The 17,384-nt window shown below is 66.2% G+C and carries 11 protein-coding genes; 4 read left to right on the plus strand and 7 right to left on the minus strand.

The annotated features are described in order from the left end of the window. Window positions 1-54: 54 nt before the first annotated feature. Window positions 55-1,323 (plus strand): phosphatidylserine/phosphatidylglycerophosphate/cardiolipin synthase family protein, encoded by a 1,269-nt coding sequence (locus tag D7V77_RS01735; RefSeq protein ID WP_120574530.1) that lies wholly within the window; start codon window positions 55-57, stop codon window positions 1,321-1,323. 3 nt (window positions 1,324-1,326) lie between these two features. Here the strand turns inward: D7V77_RS01735 and nth are convergent, their stop codons facing one another. The 5 genes from nth to D7V77_RS01755 form a co-directional block, all read right to left on the minus strand. Continuing rightward, window positions 1,327-2,091: an endonuclease III gene (nth, locus tag D7V77_RS01740; protein ID WP_233596589.1), complete on the minus strand. Its 765-nt coding sequence runs from the start codon at window positions 2,089-2,091 to the stop codon at window positions 1,327-1,329. A gap of 171 nt (window positions 2,092-2,262) precedes the next feature. Further along, window positions 2,263-3,846, minus strand: coding sequence for a DUF262 domain-containing protein (locus D7V77_RS01745; RefSeq protein WP_120574531.1), 1,584 nt, complete (start codon window positions 3,844-3,846; stop codon window positions 2,263-2,265). Window positions 3,847-3,848: 2 nt separating this feature from the next. After that, window positions 3,849-4,952: a hypothetical protein gene (locus D7V77_RS43145; protein WP_147451955.1), complete on the minus strand. Its 1,104-nt coding sequence runs from the start codon at window positions 4,950-4,952 to the stop codon at window positions 3,849-3,851. A gap of 21 nt (window positions 4,953-4,973) precedes the next feature. Further along, on the minus strand, window positions 4,974-6,221 hold the full coding sequence (locus tag D7V77_RS01750) for an AAA family ATPase (RefSeq protein WP_120574532.1): 1,248 nt from the start codon (window positions 6,219-6,221) through the stop codon (window positions 4,974-4,976). Between the two features lie 46 nt (window positions 6,222-6,267). Then, window positions 6,268-6,768 carry a GNAT family N-acetyltransferase gene (locus tag D7V77_RS01755; RefSeq protein WP_120574533.1) on the minus strand — a complete coding sequence of 167 codons (501 nt, stop codon included), beginning with the start codon at window positions 6,766-6,768 and terminating at the stop codon, window positions 6,268-6,270. A 166-nt stretch (window positions 6,769-6,934) separates the two neighbouring features. Between D7V77_RS01755 and D7V77_RS01760 the strand changes: the two genes are divergently transcribed. From D7V77_RS01760 to D7V77_RS01770, 3 genes are all read left to right on the plus strand, one after another. Beyond that, window positions 6,935-12,616, plus strand: coding sequence for a hypothetical protein (locus tag D7V77_RS01760; protein WP_120574534.1), 5,682 nt, complete (start codon window positions 6,935-6,937; stop codon window positions 12,614-12,616). Window positions 12,617-12,649: 33 nt separating this feature from the next. Beyond that, a complete protein-coding gene (locus tag D7V77_RS01765) occupies window positions 12,650-13,576 on the plus strand; it encodes a CHAP domain-containing protein (protein ID WP_233596590.1) in 927 nt (308 codons plus the stop codon). A 72-nt stretch (window positions 13,577-13,648) separates the two neighbouring features. Beyond that, window positions 13,649-14,047, plus strand: a complete 399-nt coding sequence (locus tag D7V77_RS01770; protein ID WP_233596591.1) for a hypothetical protein — start codon at window positions 13,649-13,651, stop codon at window positions 14,045-14,047. A gap of 13 nt (window positions 14,048-14,060) precedes the next feature. Here the strand turns inward: D7V77_RS01770 and bla are convergent, their stop codons facing one another. Both bla and D7V77_RS01780 read right to left on the minus strand, forming a co-directional pair. Continuing rightward, a complete protein-coding gene (gene bla, locus D7V77_RS01775; RefSeq protein ID WP_233596593.1) occupies window positions 14,061-14,798 on the minus strand; it encodes a subclass B1 metallo-beta-lactamase in 738 nt (245 codons plus the stop codon). Between the two features lie 120 nt (window positions 14,799-14,918). Continuing rightward, entirely contained in the window at window positions 14,919-17,369 is a 2,451-nt protein-coding gene (locus tag D7V77_RS01780; protein WP_199733718.1) for a protein kinase, read from the minus strand. Between the last annotated feature and the right edge of the window lie 15 nt (window positions 17,370-17,384).

A 17,384-nucleotide genomic window follows, 5' to 3' on the forward strand; every position in this document is an offset into this window, starting at 1 on the left:
GGAGGTGGGCGGTGACTCCCGGGGGAGGGCAGGCGTCCCTACGTTGCCGGGACCATGAGCGAGCTGATGGACGAGTTGCTGCCCCAGCCGGGGGCGCATGGGTTCGACGGCGGCGACGAGACGCGCAAGCACGAGATGCAGGGCCCGTTCGAATTGCCACCGGGACCGGAGGGCTTCTCGTTCGCGCTCTATCAGTGCACGGGCGTGGGGCTGTCACCGGGGCACCGGATGCACCTGCTGGAGAACAGCCAGGTCTTCGGCCGGATGTTGGAGGACATCCGCGCGGCGAAGCACAGCGTGCACATGCTCGTCTACATCTGGCGGCCGTGCGAGCTGTCGGACCGGTTCGTGGAGGCGTTGATTGAACGCTCGCGCGCGGGTGTGCAGTGCCGCGTGGTGGTGGATCCGGTGGGCAGCGAGGAGACCACTGGGGACAAGGACTTCGATCAGCAGATCGAGAAGCGCCTGACGGACGCGGGCGTGGAGGTGCACTACTACCGGCTGCTGGCGGGAAAGGTGCTGGGGCGGCTGTTGAGCCGGTCGCACCAGAAGATCGTCGTGGTGGACGGGCGCGTCGCGTACACGGGCGGCTTCGGCATCTGGAAGGTGTGGGAGGGGGACGGGCTGAAGGAGGACAACTGGCGCGACACGCACATCCGGGTGGAGGGGCCGGAGGTGCGGCGCATCCAGGTGACGTTCTCCAAGCACTGGATTGAGTCGGGCGGAGGGTTCCTGCCGCGCGAGTGCTTTCCGGAGTTGAAGGAGGACGGAGGCGGATGCGCGGCGTTCATCGACAGCGCCGGGCGGTTGGGCATCACCGAGGCGGAGCGGATGGTGCGGTTGGTGGTGGCCGCGGCGACGAAGCGGCTGTGGATCGCCAACGCGTACTTCACGCCGCCCAACGACATCCTGGAGCAACTGGAGGTGAAGGTCCGGCAGGGCGTGGACGTGCGGGTGATGGGCCCGGGGCCGAAGCACGACGTGCCGGTGGTGAGAGCGTCGCAGCGGTCCACGTATGAGCGGCTGTTGGCTGCGGGGGTGCGCATCTGGGAGTACCAGCCGGCGATGCTGCACTCGAAGACGATGCTGGTGGATGACTGGCTGTGCGTCGTGGGCTCCACGAATCTGGATTCGCTGTCGCTCAACAAGTTGAGCGAAGGGTCGCTGGTGTTCGACGACCGGGAGATCGCCGCGAAGTTGGAGGCGTGCTGGGAGAAGGACGTGCGGCACTCGAAGGAGATTTCGCTGGAGAACGGCGGCCGGACGAACCCCTGGCGGAGGTTCGCGCGGAGGGCGACGCAGTGGGCGGGGCACGACCGGTAGTCGTCAGCGGTGGGAGGTGACGCCTTCCTGCCGGCAGTAGGGGAGCACGGGGCAGGTGGAGCACTTCGGGCGGGAGCCGGTGCACACGTGTTTGCCGAAGGGGACGAGGAGCCGGTTGAGCTCCACCCAGTAGGGGCGAGGGAGCACGGCTTCGAGCGCGGCGAGGGTGCGTTCCGGAGTGGAGGCCTTCACGTAGCCCCAGCGGTTGGTGACGCGGTGGACGTGGATGTCCACGCTGATGACCTCGTGGCCGCAAGCGATGCCGAGCGCCAGGTGCGCGCACTTGGGGCCCACGCCCTTGAAGGACTGGAGCACGTCCGGATCCGCGGGGAGCTGGCCCTGGAACTCGTCACGCGTGCGCACGGCGATGGCGTGGACCTGGTGGGCCTTGCCCTCGTGGAAGGTGACGGGGCGGATGAGGGCGTCGATTTCCGCCGGGGTGAGGCGCGAGAGGGCTTCGGGCGTGTGCGCGCGGCCGAGGAGCCGGAGGGACGCGGGGAGGCTGACTTCATCGAGCGTGCGGATGGAGAGGATGCACGCGATGAGCTGTTCGAAGAGGGAGCCGTGGCCTTTCGCGGCGAGCTCGAACATGGCGGCGTCCGCGAAGGTGCGGACCTCGTGGCGCACGCGGCGGAGGACCTCTTCGATGTCGAACGGGAGCTTGTCCGTGTCTGACGGAGCGGCGTGCGCGGTGCGGGCGCTCTGGGTGCGCGGTGCCAGCCGTGGACCTGCCGTCGTCGTGGACCGGGACTGCTTCTTGACCGCCATGCGGGCCTCCTGACCTGGGAAGTTGGGTCAGAGGGGCCGGGGCGGCAAAGGAACCAATCTGGCTGCTTGCTGAGCGAAGGGACGGCTACCGGTCGCTCTGAGAAGACGGGCGCATAGTCTTCCATTGCTGGACGGGAGACAGACGAGGCGTGAATCAAAACATGAGATGCATTAGAAATCAGGCTCAAGACCCAGGCTTTCGATAAAGCGCGACTCCAGTGAACTCAGCATGAGCCTTCTTTGATCAAGCACATGATTGATGCTCTGAACTGGAAACAACGAAACCAAGTCAGTGGGTACACTGTAACGCGCAAGTAACTTGGCTTTACCCGCAGACATGGGGACAGGCCGCTCGACAGCCTTCCGTAGGCGGCCCAACTCTTCGGGTGTAGCAACCACTCGGTTGGCAGGGTCATCGCTGGAGCCATCCGAAAAGAGGCGCTCCACTGCCGAGGAACCAGCAAGTCCCAGTAATCGCTGTGTCCGCAATCGAAGAGTCTTTTCCTTGATTTGATTGACGAGGATTAAGGCAAAGGCTTTGCTGCGAGTCGCGTTGAAGTTGAACTGCTTTAGTGGTTGGATTTGTCGCGGCAAATCTTCCGGAATTGGGCTTCGGTTTTTTAAAATTATTGAGGATAGTTCGTCGATGGAGTCCTGGATCCTGTTCGATGTCATGCCCGTGAAATATCCCGCATAGGTTGTGGCCCAAAACCAAGTATGCAGCGAGTTTTTGTGGTGTGCGTCGAGCGGGTGCTCTACTCTTCTTAGTGATTCAATGAGCGCAACTAGTTGATAGGCGTATGGCAATGAACGAGGTCCGCCAACCCCGCATTCTGACAGGAAGTCAACCGCCCGCTTAGTGCTCTTTTCCAATTCTTTGAATACTTCCTCATGATCATATCTTGATAGATGATCGTTGAGTTCTCGAGGCCCCGCTTTGTATATGTCCAATCCCCAGCGGGCTTTGAGTGCATTGACAAAAACTTGGTCTTCCAAGTCGGACCAGCCCAGGGGGGCCAAGCGTTGCCTTATTTGATCTAAGCGATCCTTGAGATCTATTTTTGAGTAGAGTAATGCGCGAGCCATGTGCGTTTCTTGCATGGGCTTGCCTTGGTTGTTTACCCGAACGAAGCTATCCGTGACGACGTCGAGATCTTCGCTTACCAAGGGGACGATGGGGATCTGGTAGTCTTTGAAGGCGTTGGCTAGCGCCTCTGCTTTGTCGGCTTCAGAAAAGAAGCCTTTGTCCATCAGTCCCTTTTGGAAGTCGTACAGCTTCTTGGGCGATAGGAATACTGACAGTGGTGCCCAGGTCGGGGGGGGCGTCAACCGGCCTCGTCGTAGAGTAAAGGCATGCTCGCCTTTCTGCGCTGATAGGTCGTAATAGATAGGCCACCGGACCCCTTGTGTACCAGGAGGTAACGTTGTTTCTGTAAGGGCCGCGAACAGTGTAGTTAGTCGCTGATGCCCATCAAGAAGGTAGGATCGGATTTCACCCTCGGCGGGCTCTTTGAAGAGTTCGAATGGGCCGATGTTCTTATATGATTTAAGCCTATTCTTCCGCGTGCGCCATACGAGGAAACTGCCTATCGGCATTCCTTTGCTTACGCTATCTAGCAAAAGCAGCCTGCGATCATCATCCCACTCGAAAGGTCGCTGGAAGTCCGGAATCAATAGGTTTCCGCTGCGCACTTCGTCAAGGACGGTGAGAAGCCGAGGAACTGTTGGATTGTCAAAAAGGCTTTGGTTTGGCATCGTTACATTCTTGAAAAGAGCGAGAAGAGTAGAGCTGGCCTTGCTGGTTGGTGAGCAGGTCCCTGCTGATACTCTAAATCGAAAGACGTTTCCCAGGAACTTATATGGTGCAGGTATAGACTGGCTATATCTTTTCCGAAGCCTTCCGCGAGCGAGGTTCGCTCCTGCTCGGTGAGCCCTGTGAATAAGGGATCTAGGTCGGTGTCCCTGAGTGATCTGCCTTGCTGTTCAATCTCTTTCACTTGTTCCTTGCGCAAATCCCCAAGAAGTCCAGATTTCATATTGTATTGCCATCGAGCTTGAGGATTCTTCTTACTGAGCGACGCTAAGGCTTCTACTTTCCTTCGCCGCTCAGTATGCGTTGAGCCAGAGGCCTCGTTCTGCCAATATCTTAGTGCTTCAATGGGGATGTAGTTTTCAATGCTCCTGCGCCCCAGTTGGCAAAACTGAAGTGGCCAAGGCTTCTGGTTTGCTATTTCGCTGCAAAGACCCAAGACTTCCTCTGATGCTTTTGAGGGCTTGCTGCGGTCTGCTTGCTCGCTATCCCTGTCGAACATAACCCAGAGTCGAAGCTTGTGGATGAGTGCTGAGATTTCAGCATTTGGGGCGGTGTGTAGGTCGAGCAGGATGTTTTTCATCTCGCCAAGGCCGCCCGCCTGTTCCGTCTCAATCCAGCCCTTCTTGATGGCGTCTTTAAGGTCTTGTCTGTCTGTCGGAGAGGCGAGTCGAAGTAAGAAGTTGAAGTCGTTTCGACTGTTTTCGAGTAGTAGTTTTAATGGGGTCCGCATCAGGCGAACCGCGTCTCTTATATTGATTGTTGCTGTAGCCCAGTCGCTCTGGGCGGTGACGACCCTGATTCTGGATGTCGTTCTGGGGCGACGGAGTGTTAAGGGGATGCTTTGATCTAGTACTTGTACTGCTTCTTTCCTTAGCCCGTCTGTCAGGGTGGTTAACCAAGTGTTGACGGGTTGTTCGGCGGCAGGGTCGAATGGCGGGTTTGTAAGGATGGCGTGCCGCTCGTCCCAGCCTAATGCGAATATCTCGAATAGGGAAAGCGAGTGGATTGGATTGCTTTGAAATATACTATTGTCGAGGATGACGTTCACTTGTTGGACCTCTTGAATAACCTATTCCTTGGCAGCTAGTTGAAGTGCCAATAGCTCTCGAGCCAACTTCTGGTCTTCCGAGAAAGCGCTGGCGGGCCAATTTATGAGCCCACCTGCCTTATCAAACTCAATCTTCGTCACGACGCTACGCCCATCTTCTTCTTGATCCACCCAGTAGGCACATGCCTTGTTAGGGGGCAATGCTCCACTGGCGATCGCCAATTGCACTCCGAGCATAAGCATTCTTGAGTGCGTTTCTATGACGATAGTAGGGGCGTCGGACTCTGATGCGATGCTGGAGAAGTATGTCGCCAACGCCTTCTGTGCATTGGCATGTAGATGCGACTCGGGTTCCTCTACGGCAAGGAATGCAGCGCTTCCCTCTTTTCGGGCCATTGCCGTCGCTACGAGCACAGGGAAAACCTGCACCATTCCTTCGCCAGTATCTGCGATGTCAATGTCTCGGCAGGATCCTTCTGATGGGTTAAGGAAAATTCTGCGCATTGAGCCCGATACATCGGAAATTTCGAGACGTCTTCTGGTTTCACTGCCAGAGTACCATGTCTGTAGTTCGTTTAGAATGTACGGAGACGCCAAGATTGCTTCTGCTGCCCTTCGTCCGTTAGGACTTAGTGTTCGTGGAGTTCCTCCGGTCTTCCGCACGATGCGATCAGGCCCTGTTCTAATTGATTCAAGCCACTGAACGTGGTGCCGCAATGTCCTTAAGCGCTCAGTAAGGTCATGGAATGTGCTGAATTTAGTTGTGGATGTCGGAATCAGGCCGATGAAGTTTACTTCCGCTTCTTGTGGTTGTCCGGACTCGTCTTTGATTGTGTATTTATTGTCTTCGCCAAAGGCAACGGCGTCTGCTTCGAACTCTGTTTTCTCGATGCCTAGGGTTGATTTCTTGTAGCTGCGGACATAGGTGCCGATCTTGTCTGAGTAGTCTAGTGTGTATGTGTCTATTGTTGTCTTGGTTTTTGATTCATCTGACCAATGGAGTTCCAGTGTGAGCTTGCGGCTTGCTGGGATCTGTCCACGCCACAGAATGTCGAGAAAACTTGCTCCTCGCCCTGCAGGGCCGGATAGGTCGAGCGGGGCTTCAGCTCGTTCAGAGACAGAGTCTGCGAGTATTGGAAGAAGCCGGAGTAGTGCGCTTTTGCCTGCATTATTGCGACCGTATATGAGCGTTAAGGGACGTAGTTCGAGAGTTGTTTTGGTTGCGAATGATCGGTATCCAGAGAATTGTATGGTGTGTAGTTTTTCCATTTGCGTGTCCCTGTGTTGAAAAGATAGTGGTGGGTGGTTTGTGGAATTATGTGGGATGGATGAGTGATAGCGCGTACCAGCGGTCGCAGCCGAAGTGGCCGGTGCCGCCCATGGGGGCGCTCAGCGGTTCGAAGCCGACCTTGCGGTAGAGCTTCTGGGCTTGCTCCATGCCCGCCAGCGTCTCCAGGTAGCACTGCCGGAAGCCGGCGCTTCGCGCGAACTCCAGACAGTGTCTCATCAGGCGCTCGCCCATGCCGTGGCCCCGGGCCTTGGGCAGGAAGTACATCTTTCGCAGCTCGCAGACGTCCGGTGCTCCTCCGTCCAGCGGCGCGATGCCCGCGCCTCCCACCACCTGGCCCCCATGCTCCACCACGAGATACACGTGCCGGGGACGGCTGTAGGCTGCGGTCATCGCGTCCACTTCCGGGTCGTGGATCGCGAACCCCGGGCCGTCCGCTCCGAACTCCGGCATCACCGCTCGGATGACCGCCGCCACTGCCGTGTCGTCCCGGGCCTCGATGGGCCTCAACGTCAGTTCCGTGCTCATGACCTCCACGGTCCCATGACTCACGACCGCCGGCCAGCGGCGACGGGTGTGCACCTGTGCAGCGCCCTGCACAACCGCCACGCGCCCGACGCACCCCGGTGGATTTCAATCCTGCGCCTTTCCAGGGCATTCTCCGTGGCACGGTCGTTGTAGAGGGGGAAGTTCCATGTACTGTCCTGCCTGCCGGCAAGAACGCCTGGGAAGCGCGTCCCAGTGCGTCGTCTGTGGCAATCGTCTCGCCGCCCGCGCTCGCTCCGCCATCGAGGCCGAGCTCGCGCATGTCCACTTCCTCCTGGACGAGGTGCGCCGCTGGGATGTCCACGACGTGCCGCCCATGGTCGGCCGCCGCCTCACCGAGCGCTACGAGCGCCAGGCCCGCGTCCTCCTCTCAGTCCTCACCGAGACGCCTATCGACGCGCTGACGTCCGCGCCCGTCGAGCTTCGCAACGAGGCCGTGACGCCTCCGACGATGGGAGAGGGCGCTGTCGCCCTCGGTCCCGTGACGCTTCCTACCGTGGAGGCGGCCGCAGATGAGATCCCCGTCGCGCAGGCCGCGAGCGCGGACTCCCAGGTGGCCGCCACCGCGAATGTCGTCGCGGATGACTCCGCTTCCGTTGTTCACGCTGCTGTCGTCGATGCCTCCGTCGCTCACGTTGCTGCTTCTGATGCCGCTGTCTCTGACACCGCCACTGCTTCTGACGCTGTCCCCGATGCCTCCGCGACTCCGGGTTCCACGGGCGCTTCGTTCCACTTCAACTCGCTCGACCTCATCGCGTGCCTGGGCATCGCCTCCCTGTCGGATGCCTCCGCGGCTCGCCGGTTGAACTCGGGCCGTACCTCCGCCGAGTCCCGCGCGCGGGCCGTCAACGAACAGCGGACTGCTCGCCAGTTGCCTCCGAACCCGGGCGAACCCTTCGTGGATCCGCCCGCTCCGAACAGCCGCACCGCCCGCATCGTCGAGGAGACCTCGACGTGGAGCCGCGTGTGGCGGCCGTTCCTCTACGAGAGCATCGCGTGGTTCATCGGCGCGTTCCTCATCCTCTCCGGCACGCTCTACTTCGTCTTCGAGTCCTGGGACGGGATGACGTCCGTCACCCGCTCGCTCACCGTCTTCCTCATGACCGTGGGCTACTCCGTCGGCTTCTCCGTGTGGGGCGGCTACCTCGCCCGCCGCGAGTCCCTGCGCAAGCCGGGCCGCATCCTCGGCCTCATCGGCTCCGCCGTGGCTCCGCTGGGTGGCGTCGCGCTGGGGCCCCTGGGCTTCGGTGAAGCGCTCCACCTCGACGGCGTGCGCCCCTTGCTGCTCGTGCCGCTCCTCTTCGCCTGGTCCGGCGTCGCCGCGTGGCTCGCCCGCAAGCCCATCGAGTCCTTCGACGCTCCCTCGCGCCCGTTCATCCAACTGGGCCTCGTGGGCGCCACGCTCATCATGGGGCTGGCCCCCGTGGCCGCGCGCGTGGGCGTCCCGGCGGTGTGGCTCAACACCCTGCCGTGCATCCTCTTCTTCCTGCTGTCGAGCAAGGCCACCGAGACCCCTCGCAAGGGCGGTGCGCTCACGTTCGCGCTCGCCGCGCCCCTGTTCCTCACCGCGATGTTCGCCATCCGGTTGCACCTGGCCCTGGGCGTCGCCGGGACCTCCGTTCCTCCTGGCACCTACGCGCCCTTCGCGGCGTTCCTGCTCGCCACCTGCCTGCGCTTCCGCACGCTCGATGAGAAGCGCGCCGCGGATCCGCTCGCGGTCGTCACCATCGCGCTCCAGGTGGCGTGCCTCGCGGGTGCCATCGTCGGCACCAAGCCCGCCTTCTTCTTCACCGCGGCCATCTTCACCGGCACGCTCGTGTCGCTGTCGCGCGGCCCCCTGAACCGCCTGCCGTGGCTCTACCCGGCGTACGCGGGCGCCTACTTCAGCTATGCGTCCAGCGCGCAGTTGATCCCGCACGCGCTCACGCTCCTCATCAATGCCATCAAGACGCGCATGGGCTACCCGCCCGCGGCGCCGCTGCCCATCCAATATGGCGCGCTGACGGCCGTGCCCTTCGTGCTCGCGGGCCTGGTGCTCGCGTTCTTCGCCCAGAGGCGCGGCGAGCGCACCGGTGACGCTCGCTCCCTGGGACTCGCGGACGTGCTCCTGCGCTGCACCACCTGGGCCGCGCCCGCGTTCGTCATCTACTCCCACCTGGGTCCCGACTCGCGGCCCTCCTTCTTCGCCACGCTCGCCCTGGCCGCGATGTCCCTGGGCGCGGGCCTGCTGTTCAAGCGCTTCCCGCTGACCGCCGTGGGCGCGGTGCTCTTCGGCCTGCTGCCCTTCAGCGCCTTCCGCGTCTACGGCGCGGCCCCCGCGGCCGTCGTGTCCGGCGTCCTCGCCCTGGGCCTCGCGGGCCTCACGTGGCGGCTCACGGACGAGCGCACGCGGCGCTTCATCTCCGCCGTGGCCGGTGTCATCGCGACGTGCGGGTTCGCCATCGCGCTGGGCATCACTCCCGTCGCCGCGCCCGTCGTGGGCATGACGCTGGGGGCCGCGGGCGTCCTGCTGGCCGCGTACCGGCTGCGCGACGAGAACTTCCTGGCCTACGGCGCCTTCCTCGCGGGCGCCATCCTGCCGAAGCTGGCCGCGGCCCACTCCACGCAGGCGCTGGTCGCCGCGATGGTGGGCGGCGCGCTGGTGCTGGCGCTCCTGGGCGAGCGCGGCGGCCTGCTCAAGCGGTTCGGCGTGCCGGGCCTCCTGTACGCGGGGCTCGCGGTGGTGTGGGGCCTGACCGAGCAGGTCTTCATGGGCCCCGTGCTCCTCACCGCCGCCGCGACGGTGGCGGTGGCCTCCCGCTCCTTCCCCGGCGTCCGTCCGTTCGCGGTCGTGCTCGTGGGCTTCGCGCTCCTGCCGGACGTGCCGCACGCCTACACCGCGTGGGGGCTGTCGCCGGGGCTCTCGCTGGTGCTGCTCGTCACCGGATCGCTCGTGGGCTCCATCGTCGCCGCGCGCAAGGGCAAGAGCGCGAGCACCACCACCGCGGGCATCCTCGCGCTCATCCTGCCGCTGTTGCCGGTGGCCCTGGGCCGCTCCAGTGATCAGTCCCTGTTCCTGATGGGCGCTGCGCTGGCGGCGCTCTTCACCGCCCGCACGCTGCCCGTGACGTTGGGGCTGATGCTGGCCTCCATCGAGGCCGTCTTCGCGCTGCACTCGTCCGGCCCGCTGGCCCTGTTGGGGCTCGCCACTTTCCTCAGCGTCCTGGCCCTCCTGGAGGACGTGCCCGCGGTGCGGCGCATCGCCGCGGGTGGCGAGTCCTTCCGCATCGTCGCCACACTGGGCGCGATGGTGGTGCTGGCGGACGCCTCCTTGTCGTGGGACGGGCACGCGCTGTCGCAGATGCGCGGCGCCACGCAGCTCGCGCTCATGGGTCCGGCGCTGCTGCCGCTGTTGTGGACGCGCTCGCTGCACCGGCCCTTCGCCGCGGCGCTGATGGTGCCCTACGGTGTGGTGACCCTGATGGCCTGGCACCCTCCCTTCGCGTGGACCGCGCTGCTGCCGCTGTTCCCGCTGCTGGTGGTGCGCGTCGTGGAGCACGTGCCGGCCGTCTCCTCGCTGCTCCTGCGCTCGCGGGAAGAGGGCCCGCGCCACGAGCTGTCGATGTGCATGCAGGTGGCGCTCGCGTGCCTGGGCGGACTGGCGCTGCTGGTTCCGGAACAGGAAATGAGCCAGCGCACGGCCCTCTTCTGCGCCATCGCGCTGGTGCCCATGACGGGCCCGCTGCCTTCTGTCCGCGTCATCGCCGCGTCCCTGCTGCTGATGTTCATTCCGGAGGCGCGGCCCTGGGCCACGGGCCTGCTGTTGGCCCTGGCGCTGGCGGACCACCACGCGCCCCAGGCCCTGGTCTCCTTCTTCCGCGTCCCGCGTGACACGGCGCTGCGTGCTTCCGCCACGGGCTCGGCCCTGGCGATCGCGGCGATGTCCACGCTGGTGTCGCCGACCCCTGGCTCTCTGTCGGTGCTGGGGGCGGTGGTGCTGCTGTCCGCGTTCCTGCTGTCGCAGCGCTGGTTGCTCACGGCGGCGGTGGCGGTGTTCGCGCTCGCGCCGCTGGGCCAGACGGACGTCTTCTCGCTGGGCCAGTGGCGTCCGGAAGGCGGCCTGCTCGTCGCGGCCGTGGGTCTGGCCTCCGCGCTGCTGTCCGCGCTGTGCCAGTCCGGCGCCGTGCAGCGCACGCTGACGAACGTCACCGCGCGCCTGACCCCCGGAATCGAGGGCACCTGGAGCGAGCCGCTGTGGGCCGGCGGCGCCGGCACCGTGGCGCTGCTCGTGGGCCTGCGGCTGCTGGACGCTGGTCCGGGCGAGCTGCCCCTGTCCGTGGCGCTGGTCGCGGGCGTCGCGTCGCTGACGCTGATGGTGACGCGCGAGCGGCTGATGATGAACGCCGCCACGGCGCTGCTGGGCCTGGTGCTGGTCGCCGCCGTGCCGCCGCTGTGGGCGCCCGCGGTGGTGGCGGGCACGGGCCTGCTGCTGGCCGTCGTCGGCTTCGCGCTGGACAAGCGCGGCGTGGCGGTGGGCGCGGCGCTGCACAACGGTGGCGCGGTGCTGGCGCTGCTGTCACTCGCGGGCCTGCGTTCGCTTACGCACCCGGGCATGCCGCTGTGCGTGTTCTTCGCGTGGGCCACGGCGTGGGTGGTGGTGCTGCGCCGCCGCGACCGCGAGTGGGTGGGGTGGCTGGCGTCCCTCTTCGCCGTGCACGCCTTCCTCCTGAACTACGGCGCGACGCACTCCACTGGCCGGGGCGCGCAGTTCCTCCTCCCGTACTTCGGCGCGGCGACGTCGCTGCTCGCCACGCTGGTGCTGTCCGTGGCGGGCAAGGCGGTGCGCGGGCGCATGGGACGGGCGTTCTCCATCATCGCGCTCACGGAGGTGCTGTTCGCGGTGCTGGCGGTGCGCCTGCCGGGCGGCGCGGCGCGCGAGGCGTGGGTGGCGTGCGGCGGGCTGGTGTTCCTGCTGTTCGCCCTGGTGCGCCACGCGGCGCGCGAGGAGGACGAAGGCGCGGCGTGGCTCGCGCAGGCGGCGGTGGCGATGGGCTACTTCTGCGTGCGCTTCATCGGCCTGAACGCGCGCCCCGACGCCGCGGACAGCCTGGTGTCCATCATGGGCGGCGCGGCCTTCATCGGCCTGTACCTCTTCGTGCGGCGCGAGGGCTCGGGCCTCAAGGCCTTCCGCCGTCCCGCAGTGGCGGGCGCGTGGCTCTTCCCGCTGGCGGGCCTGTTGACGGTGCCGTGGAGCCAGCCGTTCATCGCGGTGGCGCTGCTCGTGGGCTACGCGGCGCACTTCGCGGCGCTCGGGGCGTTCACGAAGCAGAGGGGCCTCGCGTCGACGATGTCCGTCGCCGCCTTCAACACGGCGCTGTACCTCGTGTGGCTGGGCACCGGTTCCGGCGAGCCGCAGTACTACGTCATCCCCGCGGGCCTCTCCCTGCTCCTGCTCCTGCGCGTCTTCCGCAAGAGCCTGTCGCGGGACGCCTACGCGCAGCTGCGCGCCATGGCAGTGACGGGCATCTACGTGGCCGGCGCGTGGAAGCCGCTGCTCTTCAACGACGGCGGGGCGATGCTCCTGTGCGTGTTCCTCTGCCTGGTGGGCGTGGGGGCGGGCATCGCGCTGCGGATCCGCTCCTACGTGTACCTGGGCTCGGCGTTCCTGGTGACAGCGGTGGCCGCCAACCTGGTGCGCTTCGGCATGCGCGACCACCGCATCGGCGCCCTGTTCCTGTCGATGCTGGGCCTGCTCGTGGTGGGTTTCATGGTGGTGCTCAGCGCCCACCGCGCCACCCTGCTCCAGAAGTACGGGCGGGTGCGCGACCTGCTCGCGACCTGGGAGGGATGATCGCTGTTTGACGTAAAACGATTCCGGGGTTGAATGCGCCCGCTTTCACCCCCGGAGGACTTGTTGCTGCTGCGCCGTTCGTCGCTCGTCATCCTGATGTCGCTGGGCTGCCTGGTGGGTTGTGCGCACGTCCCGGACGCCGCGCCTCGCATGGCGGTGGAACTTCCGGTCTCGGCCGTCACCCGCTCCCCCGTAGTTGAAGCGCCAAGGGGTACAGCGGTGGGCGCGGAGGGCGCACTGGGCGTGAAGGCCGAAGCGCCTCCGCCGCTGGCCTTCGTGACGCCGGAGGGCAGCGCGGGACTGGCTGCGCTGCTGGAGGCGGATCCGCACCCGGTGCCGGAGGAGGCGGGCGTCATCGCGGCGGCGCTGGAGGCCGCGGCGCTCTTCACCGGTCCCACGCAGGGGCCGGGCGGCTTCTGGGACGAGTTGCTGCCGCCGCCGTCGAAGCTGGCGCGCGGCATCGTGGCGCGCGCGGCGCAGCTGGTGGGCGCGCGGCGGTTGGACCGCTCGGTGCCCAATGATTGTTCGGGGCTGGTGCGGTTGGCGTACCTGCAGGCCGGCATCGACCTGGTGGCGCACGGCTTCCTCGCGGGCGAGAACGCGGTGACGGGCATCTTCCGTCGCGCGCAGGCGGCGGGCGCGGTGCACCGGCTGAACCCGCGTCCGGGCGACCTGGCGTTCTTCAAGGAGACGTACGACCGCAACCGCGACGGCAAGCGCAACGACGGCATGACGCACATCGCGGTCGTGGAGAGCGTGGCGCCGGACGGCACCGTGACGTTCATCCACCGCGGGGGCAAGGGCGTGGCGCGCAGCCACATGAACCTGGCGCGCCCCACGGTGCACAAGCTGAACTCCGGTGCGCTGCTTAACGACTTCATCCGACCGGCGAGCAAGGGGATGCGCGCGTACCTCGCGGGTGAGCTGTTCGTCGCGTTCGCTTCACCTGGAGGTTTGTAGTCTCACGGCAGTCGCAGGGGACGCACGGCGCGCACGTTTGAATTGATGCGCGGGTGTGGCGTCATCCCTCGCATGAGACTGCCCCTGCTCCTGGGAAGCCTGTTGCTGTCGTCCGGCTGCATCGTGGCGGAGACGCGTCCTTCGCGTCCGCATCCGAGGCCGCCACCGCCCTCACGCCCCGTGGCGATGAACTACGACGAAGCCGTGCGGCGCGGGTTCGACCAGTGCCGCTCGCGCGGCTACCGCTGCGACCTGCAGGAGGCGCACCTCACCGGCAACAACGTGTGGAAGGTGAAGTTCCGCGTGGATGGCCGGGGCGAGAAGGGCCACCTGCACCTGGACTACGACGCGTACTCGCGCAACCTCATCAAGGTGAACGACAAGGTGAAGGGCAAGGGCCGCGATTGGGATGACGACTGGGACGGCCCGGGGCGTGGCAAGAAGAAGGGCCACGCGCACCGGGACGACTGAAGCACCGCGTGTTTCAGCGCTTCAGCAGGGCTTCGGTGTGGTCGAGCAGCTCCGGTCCGCCGGGCTGCTCATGGCCGGGGATGATGACGCGAGCGTTGGGGAAGTGCTCACGCTCGCGCTGGAGACTCGACGGCCACGCGGCGACGTCCGCGTCCTCCAGGTTGCCCAGGCTCTTGGCGTGGGCGTCCTTGATGAAGCAGCCGCCATAGAGGATGCCTGACGCCGGGTGCATGACGACGAGGTTGTCGGGCGAGTGGCCCGCGCCGGGGAAGAACACCGACAGCGGTCCGAAGTCCTGCGCATCCGCCAGCCGCCGCGAGGGAACGGGGTTGCCCTGCTTGCCCGCACGGAGCGCGGTGTCCTCGCGAGCGTGGACGGGGATGCCCTGCGCGTCGAGCGTGGGGATGCCGCCAGTCCGGTCGAGGTGGAAGTGCGTCACCACCGCGGCGCGCACCGGATGGTGGAGCGTGTCGCGGGCCCAGGTGAGCAGCGCTTGTGAGTGCTCGGGCGTCCAGCCGGTGTCGACGAGGATGGACGCGTCACCGTCCTCCACGAGGAGCCCGTTCGCGGTCACACCCGCCCAGTCCCCGCTCGCTTCCGTGACATGCATCCACACGCCAGGCGCCATGCGCCGCACACGCACGTCCTTCGCGAGCACGAACTCCTCCTGGGAATGGGGAGGAGGCACGGAGGGCGTGGAGGCACAGGCCGTGAGGAGGAGCAGGAGAGGGCCGCAGCGCAGTGGATTCATGAGGCTCCAGAAAGGGGAACGCATGGGAGGCCCGCCGCGAGTGCAAGATGGATGCACAGCGGATTCGCGGGGATCGCGTGGCCCGCGTGCCACACGCGCGTCCGCGGAGCCACGCCGGGCTCAGGGCGCGGACTTCTTCTTCAGGTCTTCAATGGCCCGATTGAACGTCTGCGGGTTGCAGGCCTTGCCGCCGGGAGGGTTTCCCGCCGCGCGCGTGAGGGCGGGCAGGGCGGCCGCGTTGCCCAGGCTCGCCAGTCGCAACGCTGCTTTCGTGCGCACGCCGCAGTCGCTGGACTCCAACGACGTGGAGTAGAGCCCCACCAGGTCCAGGCCCGAGTTGTCCTTCGAGTCCAGATAGCGCAGCGCTCCCCACTGCTTCGTCGAGGGAGTCCCTTTGGCCAGGGACTCGAGCTGGGAACGCACCGTCGTGGCGGGCAACGCCTCCAGGGCCCTGCGCGCGGAGAGGTCCTTCTCGTTGTCCCCGAAGTCCTCGGCCAGTCCGTCCAGGAGCTGCATCTCCGGAGCCTCCCGGCCTGCCTTGTCCAGGCCCAGGATGAGGGCGTGCTCCTCGTTGTGCGCGCCCACCGCGTGCTTAGCCAACGCGCGCAGCCGCGCCGTCGCCGCGTCCTTTGGCACGCCTGGCGCGTCCAGACGCTGGAGTGCTTCCTTGGGCTTGCCGTCCTTCAGCAACCCACGCGCCTGCACCAGCGGATCATTCGCGTGCACCGTCCAGGCCGCACCCGCCAGGACCAGCACCAGCGCTCCCGCGACGCCAGCTTGCACGAGCGGACGTTGCCGCAAGAGGGCCGCACCCTCGCGTGCCTTCGAGACCAGCCCAGCCAGTGGTGACACTTTCGCCCCGGAGCCGGGGATGCCCAGCGCCACGCCGAACGGCGAGCCCTCCGTCGCGCGCGTCACCCGGTACAGCTGCACCTTCTCATCGCGTCCGGGCAGGGGAATGGTGCCGCAGGGCTCGGCGGCGGCCTCGGCGCGGTTTCGCACCATGTTCACGGCTTCGGTGAAGGTCACCTCGTCCGCGGCGGCCACGTGCTCCACCGCCTTCACGACCTCCATCGGCTCGCCGAGCACCGAGTCGTTCGTCACCAGCACCTCGCCCGCGTGCAGGCACACGCGGACGTGGAGCTGGTGCTCTTGCGGCACCGTCTGGTTGTAGCGCCACAGCGCCTGCTGCATCGCCATGCCGCAGCGGATGGAGGCGCTGGGGGCCCGGAAGATCGCGACCAGTGCGTCTCCGCGCTTCTGCACCAGCTTTCCGTCGTGCTCGCGCACCAGCGGCGTCAGCAGCCGGTCGTGCGTGTCCAGCATCCGCGCGTTCTCCTCGTGCGTCTGCCGGCTCATCCGGTCGGTGAAGCCCTGGATGTCGGTGAGCATCACCGTCACGTTCTGCGCCTTCGTCACCACCGCGCCGCCCGTCACCGCTCCCAGCGGGCCCGTCAGCCGGCCCGTCATGCCGAACGCCGCCGTGCCCGTGCGCGGCGCGGTCTGCACCGGGGGCGCCGTGACCGGAGGCGCAGCCTGCGCCACGCCGAACGCCGACGTGCCGGAGCCCGGGCCCGCGGGCGCGGGATTCACGCCGAACGCCGCCGTGCCCGAACTCGGGCCGGCCGGTGCCGCCGGGTTCAATCCGAAGGCGGACGTGCCGGCGGAGGGCGTCGCGTTCGCGTGGACGATGGGCGTGCCCTGGCTGGGGGTGAACGCCATCAGCGCCGCGTGCGCCAGGCCCAGCGCTTCCGCCAGCTCGTTCGCCGTCTGCGGGCGCTTCGCCGGGTCCTTGTCCAACAGCCGCATCACCAGCGACAGCAGCCCCACGTAGCGCGACAGCTGCGGCGCCGCGCGATCCAGCTGCAGCGGCGCGTGCGAGGCGTGCTGCGACAGGAAGTGGCGCGGTGAAGGTCCGTCGAACGGCAGCCGCCCGGACAGCACGCGGTAGGCCAGCACCCCGAAGGAGTACAGGTCGCTGCGCGTGTCCACCTTCGCGCCCACGGCCTGCTCCGGAGACAGGTACTCCGGCGTGCCCAGCACCACGCCCACCTGGCTGAGCGCGCTGCCCGCCTCCGGCTCCACCAGCCGAGCGATGCCGAAGTCCAGCAGCCGCGCCTGTTCCCCGCGCGCGGACGGGGAGATGAGGACGTTCTCCGGCTTCAGGTCGCGGTGGATGATGCCCTTGTCGTGGATGGCGGCCAGCCCTTCCGCCAACTGCTGGAGCAGCGCCAGCGCGCGGGGGGCGAGCAGCGGGCCGCCCTGGAGCGCGTCGTAGAGGCTCTGCCCCTCCACGAACTCCATGACGAGGCACGCGGCGTCGCCGGACTGGCCGAAGTCCACGATGCGCACCACCGCCGGGTGCTCCACGGCGGAGAGCAGGCGCGCTTCGCGTTTGAAGCGCTCGGCCATGCCGGCCTGGGCGTGCAAGTCGTGGTGCAGGACCTTGATGGCGACCTTGCGGCCCAGGGAGACCTGCTCACCCAGGTACACCTCACCCATGCCCCCGGAGCCCAGGGGCTTGAGAACCCGGAATCGACCGTCGAGGACCAGTGCGTCGGGGGCCAGCACGGCGCGGCATATTGC

It is taken from the genome of Corallococcus sp. CA041A (assembly GCF_003612075.1).
GTDB lineage: Bacteria > Myxococcota > Myxococcia > Myxococcales > Myxococcaceae > Corallococcus > Corallococcus exiguus.

Excerpts from the sequence above, each read along its gene's own strand:
- D7V77_RS01735 (WP_120574530.1), top strand. The coding sequence starts at position 55 with ATGAGCGAGCTGATGGACGAGTTGCTGCCCCAGCCGGGGGCGCATGGG.
- nth (WP_233596589.1), bottom strand. The coding sequence starts at position 2,091 with ATGGCGGTCAAGAAGCAGTCCCGGTCCACGACGACGGCAGGTCCACGG.
- D7V77_RS01745 (WP_120574531.1), bottom strand. The coding sequence starts at position 3,846 with ATGCCAAACCAAAGCCTTTTTGACAATCCAACAGTTCCTCGGCTTCTC.
- D7V77_RS01750 (WP_120574532.1), bottom strand. The coding sequence starts at position 6,221 with ATGGAAAAACTACACACCATACAATTCTCTGGATACCGATCATTCGCA.
- D7V77_RS01755 (WP_120574533.1), bottom strand. The coding sequence starts at position 6,768 with ATGAGCACGGAACTGACGTTGAGGCCCATCGAGGCCCGGGACGACACG.
- D7V77_RS01760 (WP_120574534.1), top strand. The coding sequence starts at position 6,935 with ATGTACTGTCCTGCCTGCCGGCAAGAACGCCTGGGAAGCGCGTCCCAG.
- D7V77_RS01765 (WP_233596590.1), top strand. The coding sequence starts at position 12,650 with ATGCGCCCGCTTTCACCCCCGGAGGACTTGTTGCTGCTGCGCCGTTCG.
- D7V77_RS01770 (WP_233596591.1), top strand. The coding sequence starts at position 13,649 with ATGAGACTGCCCCTGCTCCTGGGAAGCCTGTTGCTGTCGTCCGGCTGC.
- bla (WP_233596593.1), bottom strand. The coding sequence starts at position 14,798 with ATGAATCCACTGCGCTGCGGCCCTCTCCTGCTCCTCCTCACGGCCTGT.